This is a genomic window from Couchioplanes caeruleus (assembly GCF_003751945.1).
GTDB classification, from domain to species: domain Bacteria; phylum Actinomycetota; class Actinomycetes; order Mycobacteriales; family Micromonosporaceae; genus Actinoplanes; species Actinoplanes caeruleus.
In genome coordinates this window covers 2,785,621-2,800,250 of the sequence record NZ_RJKL01000001.1, presented here as the reverse complement: position 1 = coordinate 2,800,250, position 14,630 = coordinate 2,785,621, and the positions used below count along the sequence as shown (strand labels likewise).

At 70.8% G+C, this 14,630-nt stretch carries 12 protein-coding genes and 1 tRNA gene; 10 read left to right on the top strand and 3 right to left on the bottom strand.

What is annotated here, in order from left to right; all coding sequences use genetic code 11:
* Window positions 1–396: 396 nt before the first annotated feature.
* The gene (locus EDD30_RS12300; RefSeq protein ID WP_071809189.1) at window positions 397–1,515 is read right to left on the bottom strand and encodes an IS630 family transposase; all 1,119 of its coding nucleotides are present in this window, start codon (window positions 1,513–1,515) and stop codon (window positions 397–399) included.
* A 107-nt stretch (window positions 1,516–1,622) separates the two neighbouring features.
* Here EDD30_RS12300 and EDD30_RS12295 point away from each other — a divergent pair, with 107 nt between their 5' ends.
* Entirely contained in the window at window positions 1,623–1,937 is a 315-nt protein-coding gene (locus tag EDD30_RS12295; protein ID WP_071808133.1) for a tyrosine-type recombinase/integrase, read from the top strand.
* Window positions 1,938–2,017: 80 nt separating this feature from the next.
* Here the strand turns inward: EDD30_RS12295 and EDD30_RS12290 are convergent.
* Both EDD30_RS12290 and EDD30_RS12285 read right to left on the bottom strand, forming a co-directional pair.
* Window positions 2,018–2,090, bottom strand: a tRNA-Arg gene (locus EDD30_RS12290).
* Window positions 2,091–2,138: 48 nt separating this feature from the next.
* Window positions 2,139–3,212: an alpha/beta hydrolase gene (locus tag EDD30_RS12285; RefSeq protein WP_071808132.1), complete on the bottom strand. Its 1,074-nt coding sequence runs from the start codon at window positions 3,210–3,212 to the stop codon at window positions 2,139–2,141.
* Between the two features lie 172 nt (window positions 3,213–3,384).
* Here EDD30_RS12285 and ssb point away from each other — a divergent pair, with 172 nt between their 5' ends.
* The 9 genes from ssb (at window position 3,385) to EDD30_RS39040 (ending at window position 14,622) form a co-directional block, all read left to right on the top strand.
* Window positions 3,385–4,458: a single-stranded DNA-binding protein gene (gene ssb, locus EDD30_RS41995; RefSeq protein ID WP_211277934.1), complete on the top strand. Its 1,074-nt coding sequence runs from the start codon at window positions 3,385–3,387 to the stop codon at window positions 4,456–4,458.
* 1,223 nt (window positions 4,459–5,681) lie between these two features.
* Window positions 5,682–6,677 carry a cobalamin biosynthesis protein gene (locus EDD30_RS12265; protein ID WP_071808131.1) on the top strand — a complete coding sequence of 332 codons (996 nt, stop codon included), beginning with the start codon at window positions 5,682–5,684 and terminating at the stop codon, window positions 6,675–6,677.
* The gene (locus EDD30_RS12260) at window positions 6,674–8,209 is read left to right on the top strand and encodes a cobyric acid synthase (RefSeq protein ID WP_071808130.1); all 1,536 of its coding nucleotides are present in this window, start codon (window positions 6,674–6,676) and stop codon (window positions 8,207–8,209) included. Before EDD30_RS12265 ends, EDD30_RS12260 begins: the two co-directional genes overlap by 4 nt.
* Window positions 8,210–8,261: 52 nt before the next feature.
* Entirely contained in the window at window positions 8,262–8,906 is a 645-nt protein-coding gene (locus EDD30_RS12255) for a uridine kinase family protein (RefSeq protein WP_244945217.1), read from the top strand.
* A gap of 21 nt (window positions 8,907–8,927) precedes the next feature.
* A complete protein-coding gene (locus EDD30_RS12250; RefSeq protein WP_071808129.1) occupies window positions 8,928–9,998 on the top strand; it encodes a M48 family metallopeptidase in 1,071 nt (356 codons plus the stop codon).
* A gap of 74 nt (window positions 9,999–10,072) precedes the next feature.
* Entirely contained in the window at window positions 10,073–11,425 is a 1,353-nt protein-coding gene (locus EDD30_RS12245; RefSeq protein ID WP_071808128.1) for a dipeptidase, read from the top strand.
* A gap of 1 nt (window position 11,426) precedes the next feature.
* Window positions 11,427–13,007, top strand: coding sequence for an FAD-dependent monooxygenase (locus tag EDD30_RS12240; protein WP_071808127.1), 1,581 nt, complete (start codon window positions 11,427–11,429; stop codon window positions 13,005–13,007).
* 294 nt (window positions 13,008–13,301) lie between these two features.
* The gene (locus EDD30_RS12235) at window positions 13,302–13,802 is read left to right on the top strand and encodes an RNA polymerase sigma factor (protein WP_071808126.1); all 501 of its coding nucleotides are present in this window, start codon (window positions 13,302–13,304) and stop codon (window positions 13,800–13,802) included.
* Between the two features lie 52 nt (window positions 13,803–13,854).
* Window positions 13,855–14,622, top strand: coding sequence for a hypothetical protein (locus tag EDD30_RS39040; RefSeq protein ID WP_071808125.1), 768 nt, complete (start codon window positions 13,855–13,857; stop codon window positions 14,620–14,622).
* The last annotated feature ends 8 nt before the right edge of the window (window positions 14,623–14,630 follow it).

Here is a 14,630-nt window from a genome sequence, read left to right as displayed (position 1 = left end):
CTGCCGGCTATCTCGGCGGCCCGGGGCTCTTTCGTGTTCGCGCCTGCCGCAGGGCTGGAACCGACGACACCGCAGCGCAGCGGAGCGTGTCGGCGGCGGGCCGCCGGCCCGGCCCTGCTGGGCGGCGCGACCGGCCTGCGAAGCAGGCCGTTTAAACCCGTACAGAAACTTCTCACAACATCTGATCAGTGATGCTGTCGCGCCTCTCCTGTCTGATGACACTGATCAGTGATGCTGATCAGTGATGCTATGTTGCCGGTGGAATCCAAGTTTCGCCCACCGATGACAATCGGGCTCGACTTGGTCCACTCGTACATCTGCTGGTCGCGGTGGAATTCGACCCCTGATTCTAGTCCTCTAGTGCGCTGTCCATGAACGTTCACCGGGTCTGAGCGGTCAGGCGGCTTTGGTGCGGGGTCGGCCCCAACGCTGTTGGCGTTCGCTGCGGACGCGGGCTCGTTCACGGCGTTGAGCGGCAAGGACGTCGGGGTGGCGGGCGTTGGCGTTGCGCCAGCGCAGATACCTCTGCAGCTCGCGGGTCTGGACGGTGTGGTTCGGGTGGTTCGAACCGGCCATCGTGAACGTTCGGAGCGGCCCGAACTGCGCCTCGATCGGGTTCGCCCAGGACGTGCTGGTGGGGGTCAGGCAGAGCTCGACCTTGTTCCGGGCAGCCCAATCTCGGATGGTCGGGGTCTTGTTCGCCGACAAGTTGTCCATGATGACGTAGATCGGTGCCCCGTCCGGCCGCGCGGCCCGGATCGATTTGAGCGCGGACAGGGTGTGGTCTGCGCCCTTGCGGCGGCGAACCACACCCCAGAGCTGATCGTCAGCGAAGCTGTAACAGCCGTGGAAGTAGCGGATCCCGTGCGTGCGCGTGTAGGTCGCCGGTAGCCGGTCCGGACGCTTGCGCTTCTGCCAGGTGGTGCCATGGTGCGGGCGGATCGACAACGGCCCGAACTGGTCGAACGCGAAACACCGCTGCGGGAACTGTGTGGTGACCCGCTCAATGCGATCGAGTTTCGTGTCGAAGTCCGGATCCGTGGATTCCTTCCACGTCCTCGTGCGCTGCCAGCTGACGTCGTTGGCGCGCAGCAACTGCCGCAGCCGTTCCCGGCCGCAGACCACCCGCCGATCAGCGTCTCGGGCAAGATAGTCGGCGAGTTTCCGCAGGCTCCAGCGGGTGAACGGGCGTCCGAGTTTGCTCGGGCGCGTGGTGGCCGTCGCGACGATGAACGCCTCATCGTCGTCATTGATCCGGCGGGGACGGCCTCCCGCCCACTGAGGGTCCAACGCGCGAAGACCCATCTCATTGAACAGATGGATCACGTCGCGGACGGTGTCCTCGTGCGCCGCCACGAGACGAGCGATCGACACCACCGGCGTCCCCGAAGCCGACGCCATGATGATCAGCGCCCGTCGCACCCGAACCGAGTCGTGCTTACCGCGCCGCACCAGTTGCTGCAGTCTGCGGCCCTCATCCTGCGTCAACCGCCGTGCCCGAACCGGCTCGGCCAACCCGCTCACCCACTCTCAACGGCGAACATCACCGCCGTCGAGAGTGATCCCCCCAGCCCCATACCGCCCGGACGCCACACGGCGTGTCACCAACCCGGTGAACGTTCATGGACAGCGCACTAGAGGGGTTGACCTTCTTTGATCGAGCGGTTACTTCCCGTGTCGGGACCCCATTCGATCCCGACAACCTGGAACGGTCCTGGTACAAGCTCCGGTCCGCCGCTGACCTGGAATGGCTCCGTATTCACGATCTCCGGCACGCCTGCGCGACGTTCTTGCTCGCCTCGGGCGCTTCTCCCCGCACGGTGATGAAGGTCCTGGGTCACAGCCAGATCGGGCTGACGATGAACACCTACGCGCACGTGCTGCCGGAGGTGGAGCGGACTGCCGTCGACGCGGCCACGAAGCGCCTCTTCGGCTGATTGGCTTTATGAATGGCTGTACGGTCGCTGTCGCCGTGCTGAGCCGACCCGCCAAAACGCCGTGAGCAGGTGTGGAGAGGCGCGCCCGGCAGGATTCGAACCTGCGACCGACGGATTAGAAGTCCGTTGCTCTATCCGCTGAGCTACGAGCGCCTGGCCTGCACATACTAGAGTCCTCGCGGCCCCGAGGCGAGCCGGATCTCAGGCCGTCGGTGTGTCCGCTTTGCCCCCGGTCGTCTCGGAAGCCCTCGCCGCCTCCGCTTCCACCCTGGCCGTCGCCTCCGGGCTGTCCTCCGGGGCCGGCGGGATCTCCTCCAGCGGCGTGCCTGCCGGCGGCAGGAACGCGTCCACCCAGCGCCCCAGCTCCCGGAACACTTCCTCGCGGACATCCTTACCCGACAACGTCAGGTCGTGCATGCCGCCGTCGAAGCGGGCGATCGTCACCCGCGGCCCGAGCCGCGGCGCCCACCTGACGATGTGTTCCACATCGAGAACCGAGTCGGTCACCCGGGCGTCCTCCGACCACGCTCTTCCCCGGAATGTACGGGTGGAGCACGCGACCAGCACCGGGGCGTTGACCGCCAGCCCTGCGCGCAGGCGGGCCTGGCCGCGGCGGATCGCTTCGAGCCAGCCCATCCGTACGGGGAAGCCCAGCAACGGCTTCCAACCGAGCTCGTACGTCCACTCGCCACGGTGGTCCGAGTGCAGGCTCTGCCCGTACACGCCGAGTGTGCTCACCGGCAGGGCGCGGTAGGGGTTGCGTGCGCTCGTACGCCCGACAAGCCTGACCAGTGGGCGGCGCAGCACCCACGGCACGTTGAAGTCGAAGAACGGGCTGTTGAGGAATAGTCCGTCGACGATGCCGCGGTCGCCGCGGGCGTGGGACCACAGCGAGGTGATCAGGCCTCCGGTGGAGTGGCCGGCGACCAGGAGCTGATCGTGGCCGTCCTGCTCGCGGATGATACGGGCCGCCTCGTCGAGCTCCGGGAAGTATTCCGTCAGGCTGCGGGCGAAGTTCGGCGTCTGGTGGGGAAGCAGGCTGCGGCCGTACTTGCGCAGATCCAGCGCGTAGAAGTCCCAGCCGCGCTCGACGAAGAAGTCCGCCAGATGGGTCTGGAAGAAGTAGTCGACGAAGCCGTGCACGTACAGCACCGCGCGCCGTGAGGGGGTCTCACCGCGGCGCCGGACCAGGGTCGCGACCACCGGCCCCTCGTCGTCGGTGCCCAGGTCGATGGTGTGCCGCTCATACGGCGGGCCCAGGACGTCGGTCTCCACGCCCGTAGGTTACCCGCGCGTAGGGGGCTCCGCGCCATAGCAGAGCCGGTCGATCTTCGAGAGATTTCCCCAACGTGCCGTCGTCCACAGGTCGACGCACCACTTTCTGCGGCCGGGATGGCATCCGCTGCACGCTTCTCCCCACGAACTCCGATCGATTGAGGAGAAAGCGATGTTCGACACCAACATTGTCGTGATCGGCAACGTGCTCACCGCGCCGGAATGGCGGCGGACGGCCAACTCCAACACTCTCGTGGCCAACTTCCGGGTCGCGTCGACGGCACGCCGGGTGGACAAGGAGACCGGCCGCTGGGTCGACGGAAACCACCTTCGCGTACGCGTCAACTGCTGGCGCCGTCTCGCCGAGGGCGTGGCGTCCTCCGTCACGGTCGGCGACCCCGTCGTCGTGGCGGGGCGCCTCTACACCCGCGACTGGACGGACTCGGAGGGCAATCTGCGCACGACGTACGAGATGGAGGCCGTCTCCGTCGGTCACGACCTGTCCCGCGGCCGCGCCAAGTTCTTCCGCACCAGGTCGGCCGCGACCGCGGCCGTGGAAAACCCCGAATCGGCGGACAAGGTACGCGGCGAGGCGGCCACCCCGATCCCGGACGACGACGCCCCGGCGGTGTACGGCGAGGGCCTCCCCGACGGCGACGAACCGACCTTCGCCGACGCGCCGGCCCGCACGCCGGAGGGCTTCGATCCGGTCGCAGCTATCCGCGGCGGCGGCTTCGAGCCGTTCGACACGGGTATCACCGTGCCTGCAGCCTCGGAGAGTCCTGCCTCCATGTCGTCGGAAGGGAACTCCGCGGGTCTCGAGCGGGAGGCGGAGAAGCTCATCGAGCCGGTCATCGAGGACACGCTGTCCACCCAACCCACCGCTAGACCTGTCGCCGCTTCGATTGATCCCGCGTCAACCGCTCCCGTCTCGACCGCTCCCGTCTCGACCGCTCCCGTCTCGACCGCTCCCGTCTCGACCGCTCCCGTCTCGACCGCTCCCGTCTCGACCGCTCCCGTCTCGACCGGTCCAGTCTCCACCGGCTCGGCCGCCGCCTCCACGGCCGCTCCCGCCTCCACGGCCGCTCCGGCCTCCACCGTCACGGCCGCCGATGAGGCCGTTTCCGCAGGGCAGGGTCGCGTCGAACACGCCTCCGCCGAGCCGAGCGACGCGCGGGTGACAGCCGAGCCGAGTCCCCGCCGCATGCGGGCACGAGCCCCGCGCCGCCAGCCGGTCGCGATCTGACCCGGCCATGTGCCGCCGCCGTTCCGTGGGCCTCCATCCCCCCGAATGGCTCAGGAACGGCGGCACCAGCCCAGCCCCGCCCCCCGATGAGACGGGCCGATCCGGCCGGCGCCGAACCTCCGCGGTCGCCGCCGATCCGCCCGATCGGGCGCGGCGCAGGCTGGCAGCCGGAGCCCTGCGCCAGGGTCGGGCGCGGGGCATCCGGCCCGCCCGGGTGGGTGCTCGGTGGTCGGCATCCGCCTGGGCGGCATAGCCGCTCGTCGCCCGTGGACGCGAGCGAGCGGCCAGGCCCGGTCGCCACCCCCCCCGGCGGCGACCGGGCCCCCACCCGATCCGCCACCTCAAGCCAGCCCAGAGCCCCCTGACCGGCCGCGGCGCTCGGGACCAGCCGGAGCGGACCGCCATGCAGGGTGCTTTGGCCAGGCCATGCAGGGTGCTTTGGCCAGGCAGGGCGCTCTGGCCAGCCGCAGCGCTGCGGCCAGCCACGGCGCTTCGACCAGCCGCAGCGCCTCCGAACGGCCGGTGGGCCGCCAAGGGGTGAGCTCGCGGCCACCGGCCGGGCGGGCGGATGGGTTAAGTAACCATCCGTTCGTCCGCGCTGTCCCGCCCTTCCCGTGGTGGCACCCGGAGAACCCGGCTCGGCGCCGTTCCCACGGCGACGCCGAGCCCACCCGCGGCGGACAGCGCAACCGGCCGCCGCCGGACACGTCCCGGCGGCGGCCGGCCCCAGCGCTGAGGCCGGCCCCAGCGCTGAGGCCGGCCCCAGCGCTGAGGCCGGCCCCAGCGCGGCGGCCGGCCCCAGCGCGGCATTAGCGCCCTAGCGCGGCGGCGGATCCAGCGCCGCAGCGGCCGACTTAGCGTCGCCGCGGCCGATCGAGCGCCGCCGCGGCGGGTCCCGTGGCCGGTCCCTAACGCAATGGCCGGTCCAGTGCGACGGCAGAGAAGCCGCTTTCGGTTGCTGTCTGAGACGCATGCGGATGTCCGGTGGTCGGCATTCCGCGTGCAGGCCCTCCCTCCCTGCCCCGGGCGGGACGGTCAGACCCCGCCCGGCCGCGCACGAAGAGGCGGGGCGGGCACGGATCGCCGGGCCGCCGGTCCCGCAGACGGACCGGTGGCCCGGCCCGGGTCATGCCGGCCCGGGTCACGCCGCGATGGCAGCGCCGGGCGGGCTGAAATCCGGGCACTGCGAAAGAGGCGCGGCGGCGCTCACTAGGGTGGTCAGGATGGGACGAGCAAGGCGGGCTGCGATCGTTGCCGATGCGGCCGGGATCGTGGCGGGTTACGTGCTGGATTCCGTGTTCGGCGATCCGCGGCGCTTTCATCCCGTGGCCGGCTTCGGGCGTGCCGCCGCCGCGCTCGAGCAGCGTCTCTACGCCCCGACCCGGCGTGCTGGCACAGCCTTCGCCGTCGTCGCCGTGGGCGTGCCCGTGGCTGCCGGTGTCGGCCTCTCCCTGGGAACACGCCGGTGCCCGTCCGCCCGGGCGGCCCTGATGGCCGCCGCGACCTGGACGGTGCTCGGCGGGCGGACGTTGCGGCGGGAGGCTCGGGTCATGGCCGGCCATCTGGAGCGCGCGGAGCTCGACGACGCGCGGGGACGGCTCAACCATCTCTGCGGGCGCGATCCCTCCGCCCTCGACGAGCCCGAGCTGGCGCGCGCCACGGTCGAATCCGTCGCCGAGAACACCTCCGACGCCGTTGTTGCTCCGCTCCTCTGGGGCGGCGTCGCCGGGCTGCCCGGCTTGCTCGGCTACCGGGCCGCGAACACCCTCGACGCCATGGTCGGGCATCGCTCGTCCCGGTACGCGCGCTTCGGCACCGCGTCCGCGCGGCTCGACGATGTGCTCAACCTTCTGCCGGCGCGGCTGACCGGTGTGCTGACGATCGGCGCCGCGCCGTTCGTGCGGGGACGGCCCGGGGAAGCGCTGCGGGTGTGGCGGCGGGATCGGCTCGACCATCCGAGTCCCAATGCGGGGCAGTGTGAGTCGGCGATGGCCGGGGCGCTGGGTGTGCGGCTGGGGGGACGTAACGTCTACTTCGGACGTACGGAGACACGCCCTTTCCTGGGTGACGGACCGCGACCGTCGGAGGACCACGTGCGCAAGGCCGCACGTGTCTCCGGCGCAGTAGGGCTGGCGGCAGTGGCGATCGCTGCGGGGACGGCCCTGCTCCGGGGTCTGGCGAAGGAAGCCCCGTTGCGAGCGAGAGGGGGACGCCGATGAGCGGCGGGCTGCTGGTCGCCGGGACCACCTCCGACGCCGGGAAGAGTGTGCTCACCGCCGGGATCTGCCGCTGGTTGCGGCGCCGGGGAGTCAAGGTGGCTCCGTTCAAGGCGCAGAACATGTCGAACAACTCGGTCGTCGTGGTCGGTGCCGACGGGCGTGGCGGGGAGATCGGGCGGGCGCAGGCGATGCAGGCCGCTGCCTGCGGGATCGCTCCGGACATCCGGTTCAACCCCGTTCTGCTCAAGCCCGGTAGTGATCTCTCCAGCCAGGTCGTCCTGCTCGGTGAGGCCGTCGACACGGTCACCGCCGGCAACTACCGCGCGTTGCGGCCGAAGCTTGCCGAGACCGCGCATGCCGCTCTTGCCGCGTTGCGCTCGGAGTACGACGTCGTCATCTGTGAGGGTGCCGGGAGTCCGGCCGAGATCAACCTGCGGGACGGCGACTTCGTCAACATGGGTCTCGCGCGGCAGGCCGGCCTCCCGGCGGTCGTGGTCGGCGACATCGACCGTGGCGGCGTCTTCGCCGCGCTCTTCGGGACCGTCGCCCTCCTCAGCCCCGAGGATCAGGCGCTGGTCAGCGGCTTCGTCATCAACAAGTTCCGGGGTGATCTCGGCCTGCTGCGGCCCGGGCTGGACATGATCACCGCGGCGACGGGGCGGCCGGTGCACGGTGTGCTGCCCTTCGACCTCGACATCTGGCTCGACGCCGAGGACTCGCTGGCGTACGGCCGGACGCTCGGGCGGCCGGCTCAGCCGCGCGGCACCGAATGGTTGCGAGTCGCCGTCGTGCGGCTTCCGCGGATCTCCAACGCCACCGACGCGGAGGCGCTGGCCACCGAGCCCGGGGTGCAGGTACGGCTCACCGTCGAGCCGGCCGAGATCGCGGATGCCGATCTCGTCGTCCTGCCCGGGTCGAAGGCGACCGTCAGCGACCTGGCGTGGCTGCGCGAGACCGGGCTGGTCGACGCGATCCGCGTGCACGCCGCTGCCGGTAAGCCGCTGGTCGGCATCTGCGGCGGCTTCCAGATGCTCTCGGAGACCATCCACGACGAGGTGGAGAGCCGCCGCGGCACCGTCCCGGGCCTCGGGTTGCTGCCGGTCGAGATCACCTTCGGCGCCCGCAAGACCCTGGCCCGGTCGCGCGGCGCGGCCTGGGATCAGGTCCCGGTCGCCGGATACGAGATCCATCACGGGTACGTCTCCAGCGGCGCACCGGAGCCACTTCTGCGGTACGCGGACGGCACACCCGAGGGAGCCGTCGTCGGCCCCGTCTGCGGCACGCACTGGCACGGCGCCTTCGAATCCGACGAGTTCCGCCGGCGCTTCCTCACCGAGGCCGCGCGGCAGGCGGGCCGGCACGGCTTCGTGGTGGCTCCCGACACCCGCTTCGCCGACGTGCGCGAGAAGGCGCTCGACACCCTCGGCGACCTCGTCGAGGAACACCTCGACACGGACGCGCTGTGGCGCCTGATCGAATCCGGCCCACCCGGCGACCTGCCCTTCATCCCGCCGGGAGCGCCCGGTGCATGATCCCGCGTCATCGCGCCCGGCGGACGGCCTCCCGCCCGGTGGGGAGCGCCCGGTGTGCGATCCGGCGTCGTCGCGCCCGGCGGACGGCTTCCCGGCCCGCGGGGAGCGCCGGGCGGGTAGCTTCGCCGAGCTTGCCGCGCGGATTCTGGCGACCGAGCCGCGGCTCGGACCCGTGCGGCTCGTCGCCGTCGACGGGCCGAGCGGCGCGGGCAAGAGCTGGTTCGCCGGCCGGCTCGCGAAAGTCGCCGACATTCCGGTCGTGCACACCGACGATCTGCTCGACGGCTGGGACGACCAGTTCACCTTCTGGGCCCGGCTCGAGGAGCAGGTGCTGGAGCCGCTGCGGCACGGCCGGACAGCCACGTATCTGCGCTACTTGTGGCATCTGGAGCGCTTCGGGGGAAGCCCTGTCACTGTCGAGCCTGCTGCGGCCGTACTTATCGAAGGGGTCTCATCCGCGCGCCGGACGATTCGGCCGGAGCTTTCTTTCTCGGTATTTGTCACGGCGCCCGCCGACTTGCGGTGGCGGCGGGCTTTGGCACGCGACGGGCGCGACGATGTTGCCTTCCGGGCGTATCTTGAGCGCTGGCGGGCCGCCGAGGACGAGCATTTCGCCGCGGAGGGCACCGCCGCGCATGTGGACCTGGTGGTCGACGGGGCCGCCGAAGGGCCGGGGGACCGTTACGAGGCTGTGTGAGCAGTGGGAACGGGGACGACGATGACGACCGACGACGACAACCGGCCGACGCGGCGGCGGGTGACGCTGACCGGCATCAGTTCCCGGGCGTGGGAGCATCCCGCGGACCGTGGCGCATTGACGGCCCTGCGTGAGCTGCGTGGCTTCGACGACGTGGTGAAGGCCTTCTTCGGCATGTGGAACGAGCGCGGCTTCCGTCTGCAGTTCCTCGCCGGGGCCATCCGGGTCGATCATCGTCAGTATCCCCGGGTCTACCAGCGTTTCACCGAGGCGGCCTCGGCTCTCGACGTCGCCGAGCCGCCCGAGCTGTACGTCACTCAGGAACCCGTGATCAACGGGCAGGCGATCGGCATGGACAAGCCGTTCATCGTGATCACCTCGGCGGCCGTGGAGAAGCTGGACGACGACGAGTTGCGGGCTCTGCTCGGTCATGAGATCGGCCATGTCCGCAGTGGCCACGCGGTCTACAAGACGATCATGATGATTCTGACCCGGTGGGCCGCCAATCTGAGCTGGCTGCCGGTCGGTGCGATCGCCCTGCGCGCCATCATCGCGGCGATGTTCGAGTGGTGGCGCAAGGCCGAGTTGTCCGCCGACCGTGCCGGCCTGCTCGCCGGTCAGGATCCCGCGGCGTCGACGCGGCTGCTGATGAAGCTCGCCGGCGGCGGCGACCTCTCGCAGATCGACACGGCCGCGTTCCTCGAGCAGGCAGCCGAGTACGAGAGCGGCGGCGACCTGCGCGACAGCATCCACAAACTCGGCATGACCGCGTGGAGTAGCCACCCCGTGCCGGTCGCGCGCGCGGCCGAGCTTCGCAAATGGATCGATTCCGGAGCGTACGGGCGGATCCTCGGCGGCGACTACCCGCATCGCGACTCCGACGGCGACGCCTCGGTCACCGAGGACGTGAAGGCGGCCGCCGACTCGTACCGGCAGACCTTCACTACGTCCCAGGATCCGCTGGTCGGGCTGCTGCGCAAGCTCGGCGACGGCGCCTCCGACCTGGCCGGGTCGGCCGTCCGCGGCGCTCGGGACTGGGCCTCCACCGCCGGCCGCCGGCGCGGCGAGGACCCGCCGCCACCGCCGAACTGACCCGCCCGGCCCGTTGTCCACAGGCCCGCGAACTGGCCCGCCACCCACCCGGACCGCAGGCCTAGGATCAGGGCATGAGCCTCACTGAAGACGAACTGCGCACCGCGATCGCGCGGGAGCTGCCCGGTGTCCGCGCCGATCTCGAACGGCTGGTCCGCATCCCGGGAATCGCGTTCGACGGCTTCGACCACTCGCACGTCGAGCGGTCCGCCGAGGCCGTCGCCGAGCTGCTGCGCGGCTGCGGGCTCGAGGTGCAGATCGTCCGGGCGGGCGGCGGCCAGCCCGCGGTCATCGGCCGCAAGCCCGCGCCGCCCGGGGCCCCGACGGTCCTGCTCTACGCGCACCACGACGTCCAGCCGGCCGGCGACCCTTCACTCTGGACCAGCGACCCCTTCGAGCCGGTCGAGCGCGACGGGCGGCTCTACGGCCGCGGCGCCGCCGACGACAAGGCCGGCGTGATGGCGCACGTCGCCGCGCTCCGGGCCTTCGGCGATGAGCTGCCGGTCGGCGTCGTGCTGTTCATCGAGGGCGAGGAGGAATACGGCTCCGACTCCCTCGACGAGCTGGTCCAGACCCACAAGGAGCTGCTGCGCTCCGACGTGATCGTGATCGCCGACTCGGGCAACTGGGACATCGGCGTGCCCGCCCTGACCACGTCCCTGCGCGGCCTCGTCAACTGCTTCGTCGAGGTCAGCACCCTGCAGAACGCCGTGCACAGCGGCATGTTCGGCGGTCCCGTGCCCGACGCGCTCACCGTGCTCTCCCGTCTGATCAGCACCCTGCACGACGAGGCCGGCGAGGTCGCGGTCGACGGCCTGTTCGGCCGCGAGGGTGCCACGGTCGACTACCCGGAGGACCGCTTCCGCCACGAGGCCGGCATCCTCGACGGCGTCAAGCTGGTGGGCAACGGCCGGCTCACCGACCGCATCTGGACCAAGCCGTCGATCGCGGTGCTCGGCATCGACGCCCCGCGCACCAGCGAGGCGCCCAACGCCCTGGTGCCCAAGGCCAAGGCCAAGCTGAGCGTACGGCTCGCTCCCGGCGACGACGCGGTCTCGGCATATGCGGCGGTCCGCGCCCACCTCGAGAAGTACGTGCCGTGGGGCGCCCATGTCGAGGTGACGCTGGAGAGCGGCGGCGCCCCGTGCATGATCGACGCGACCGGCCCGGCGTTCGACGCCGCCCGCGCCGCGTTCGCCACCGCCTGGGACGGCGTCGCGCCGGTCGACATGGGCGTGGGCGGCTCGATCCCGTTCATCGCCACCTTCCAGGAGCTGTTCCCGCAGGCGGCGATCCTGGTCACCGGCGTCGAGGACCCGTACGCCGGGGCACACGGGCCCAACGAGAGCCTGCATCTCGGCGAGTTCGCGAGGGTCTGCCTGGCCGAGGCCCTGCTGCTGCGCAACGTGGCAGAGCTGGAACGCTGACATGACGACCCCGGCCCCGGGTGAACCCCGGCCGAGCTGCGACGTACTGGTGGTCGGTGCCGGCCCCACCGGGCTGATGCTGGCGAACTGGCTGGTGAAACTCGGGGTCCGGGTCATCGTGGCCGACGGCAAGCAGGGGCCGACCCGCGAGTCGCGTGCGCTCGTGGTGCAGGCCCGCAGCCTCGAGGTGTACGACCAGCTCGGCATCGCCGACAAGGTTCTCGCGGCGGCGCAGCGGGCCCGGGCGCTGGCACCGGGCTTCGGCAGCCGGGTGTTCGGCCAGATCCCGTTGGGGGCGCTGGGTGAGGGGCTCACGCCGTACCCGTGGATCGAGGTCCTGGAGCAGAGCCGCAACGAGGAGATCCTCTACGAGAACTTGCTGGCGCTGGGCGGCGCCGTCCGCTGGGGCGCCGCTGTGTCCTCGCTCATGCCCGCGGCCGGCGACGGCTTCTCGCCGTTGCCGGCCGGCTCCGGTGGTGGCGTTTCCTCCTTGCCGGCCGGCTCTGGTGCCGTTTCGTCGTTGCCGGCCGGCTTCGGTGGTGTCGAGGCGGTGGTCGGCGGTGAGACGATCACCGCGCGGTTCTGCGTCGGTGCGGACGGCGCCAACTCGATCGTCCGCAAGGCCCGGGGGATCGGCTTCGACGGCGTGACCAATCCTCACCTGTTCTACGTCATCGACGCGACCGATGTCACCGGGCTGGCCGAGGACGCGATCAACGTGCGGCCCGGCAACGACGACTTCCTTCTCGGCTTCCCGATGACCGGCCGCGGCAACTGGCGCCTCATCGGCCTCGTCCGCGATGACGACGGCGACGGCACGGTGGGGGAGCAGGACGCCCGTGCGCGGATCAGCCGCGACTTCTCCGTCACATATGGCGACGCCCGCTGGTTCGCCACCTACCGGGTGCACCACCGTGTGGCGGCGGCCTTCCGCGAGGGTTCCTTCTTCCTCGCCGGGGATGCCGCCCACGTGCACTCGCCGGTCGGTGGGCAGGGCATGAACACCGGCCTGCAGGACGCGCACAACCTGGCGTTCAAGCTCGCCGACGTCATCCACGGCCGGGCGGGCCAGTCCTGGCTCGACCGCTACGAGGCGGAGCGGCGGCCGGTGGCCCGCACGCTCGTCTCGACGACCGATCGCCTCTTCGGCTTCATCACCTCACAGCGGACGTCACTGCGAGCGCTGCGCCGGGCCATCGTGCCGCTGTTGGCTCCGGTCGGCGTCCGCACACTGCCGGGCTCCTCGGGCGGGTCGCGCCTGTTCCAGTACGTGTCCCAGACCCGCATCCGCTATCCGATGCTGCCGGATTCACCCCGTGACGCCGTGGTGGGTCGGCGGCTCCCGTGGACCGGCGACAACTATGCGGTCCTGCGGGCTCTGGAGTGGCAGGTGCATGCGTACGGGGGAGTGAGCTCCACACCCGACCTCGGCCTCGCGATCCACCTCTTCGATCCCGCTCCCCGGACGCCGCTGAAGCCGGAAATGCTGTATCTGGTGCGGCCGGACGGCTTCGTCGCCGCGGCCGCGCCGCCGGAAGAGGCGGCGGCCGTGTTCCGCCGTGCCATGCCCTCGCGGGACTGACCCGGCGTGGAAAGGCGGCGGCCGTGTTCCGCCGTGCCGTTTTGTCGCGCCGCGCCGCGCCGCCGTCTCACCGTCCTGTCGCGGGCACTTCGCGCCCGTCAGCGCCGCGCCGTGCCGCCGTCCTGTCGCGCCCCGCCGTGCCGCCGTCCTGTCGCGCCCCGCCGTGCCGCCGTCCTGTCGCGCCGTGTCGTCGTGGGAGTGGCCTGGCCGCTCAGGCGAAAATTCCCGTTCGCTTGAAACCCGGTGATCGACTGGCGGGTGTTGTCAGTGACAACGCCACAAGGGGGACACGGGGTGGCCGACCAAAGCGGCTTCGAGGAGTTCTATACCGGCTCACGACATCGGCTGATCACTTATCTGTATGCCATGACCGGCGATCGGGCCGAGGCGCAGGACGCTGCGCAGGAAGCCTATGTGCGTGCCTGGCAACGGTGGTCCACCGTGTCCACTTACGACAACCCCGAGGCCTGGGTGCGCAGCGTGGCGCACCGGCTGTGTCTGAAGCATTGGCGCAAGGCGAAGAACCGGGTCACCGCCTACCTACGGCACGGGACCGATCCCGACGTCGACCCGCCGAGCGAGAACACCGTGGCGCTGATCACCGCGCTCCGGCAGCTCCCGGTGGCCGAACGTCAAGTCATCACCATGCATCACCTCATGGACCTGCCCGTCGCCGAGGTGGCGGCGCAGACCGGGATTCCGGTCAACACGGTCAAGACCCGGTTGTCTCGGGGCCGTCGTGCGCTCGCCGGCTTTCTCGACCAGGACGCATTCGAGGAGTACGCCAATGCCTGACCAGGCCTTCCGCTCCCTGTTACAGGAAACCGAAAACGTGAGGTGGGAATCGATGGACGAGGTTCGCGTACGCGCTCGGCGCCGTACCGTCGGCCAGGCCGCAGCGATGGCCGGCATTGTCGCGGTGGCACTCGTGTCCGGCGGCGTCGCCGTGGCCCAGACTCGGCAGAGCCCGGCGCCGCCCCCGGTCGTCGCGTCGTCGCCCTCGGCCGCGCCGTCCGCCCCGTCGTCGCCGTCCGCCCCGTCGTCGCCGTCCACGTCGCCATCCGCGACGCCGGACCTGGCCACGTCGAAGCCGGCGACGCCGCCGGCCGGTACCACCTCATCGCCGCGGACCCGCGTCACGCGAGCGATGATGTTGCAGCCGCAGGACGTGGGCTCCGGGTACACCATGAAGGAGGATGCGGACGGGGACTGGACCTTCGAGTTCAGCTTCTCGGCCCTCCAATGTCGTGGCACCCACCGAGAGGACCCGATCGCGGAGCGCCAGCGTGCGTTCTACAAGGGCCAGCAGGAGGACGCGGAATCCGTGCTCCAAGAGACGCTCCTCTACTCCGGTGGTGGGGCCGTGCGGTACATGAACCGGGTTAAGGAGTGGGTGGCCTCTTGCTCGCCCGCCGGTGATCAGTCGGTGCGGATCCTCGCCGAGGACTTCGCCGGCGACGATGCGCTGCTGCTGGAGTTCGACCTCGGAAGCGGCAACGTCTCCAAGACTGTGCTGGCACGCAAGGACAACGTGGTGACCCAGATCTTCACCAGGCCGAGCCGCAACGATTCGGCACACAAGGAGATGGCGGTGAAGGCCGTGAATCGGCTCTGACGGCTTGC

What these genes read in the sequence shown, in the direction of transcription:
- EDD30_RS12295 (WP_071808133.1), top strand. Translation starts at nt 1,623, where the DNA reads ATGGACAGCGCACTAGAGGGGTTGACCTTCTTTGATCGAGCGGTTACT.
- ssb (WP_211277934.1), top strand. Translation starts at nt 3,385, where the DNA reads ATGTTCGACACCAACATTGTCGTGATCGGCAACGTGCTCACCGCGCCG.
- EDD30_RS12265 (WP_071808131.1), top strand. Translation starts at nt 5,682, where the DNA reads ATGGGACGAGCAAGGCGGGCTGCGATCGTTGCCGATGCGGCCGGGATC.
- EDD30_RS12260 (WP_071808130.1), top strand. Translation starts at nt 6,674, where the DNA reads ATGAGCGGCGGGCTGCTGGTCGCCGGGACCACCTCCGACGCCGGGAAG.
- EDD30_RS12250 (WP_071808129.1), top strand. Translation starts at nt 8,928, where the DNA reads ATGACGACCGACGACGACAACCGGCCGACGCGGCGGCGGGTGACGCTG.
- EDD30_RS12245 (WP_071808128.1), top strand. Translation starts at nt 10,073, where the DNA reads ATGAGCCTCACTGAAGACGAACTGCGCACCGCGATCGCGCGGGAGCTG.
- EDD30_RS12240 (WP_071808127.1), top strand. Translation starts at nt 11,427, where the DNA reads ATGACGACCCCGGCCCCGGGTGAACCCCGGCCGAGCTGCGACGTACTG.
- EDD30_RS39040 (WP_071808125.1), top strand. Translation starts at nt 13,855, where the DNA reads ATGGACGAGGTTCGCGTACGCGCTCGGCGCCGTACCGTCGGCCAGGCC.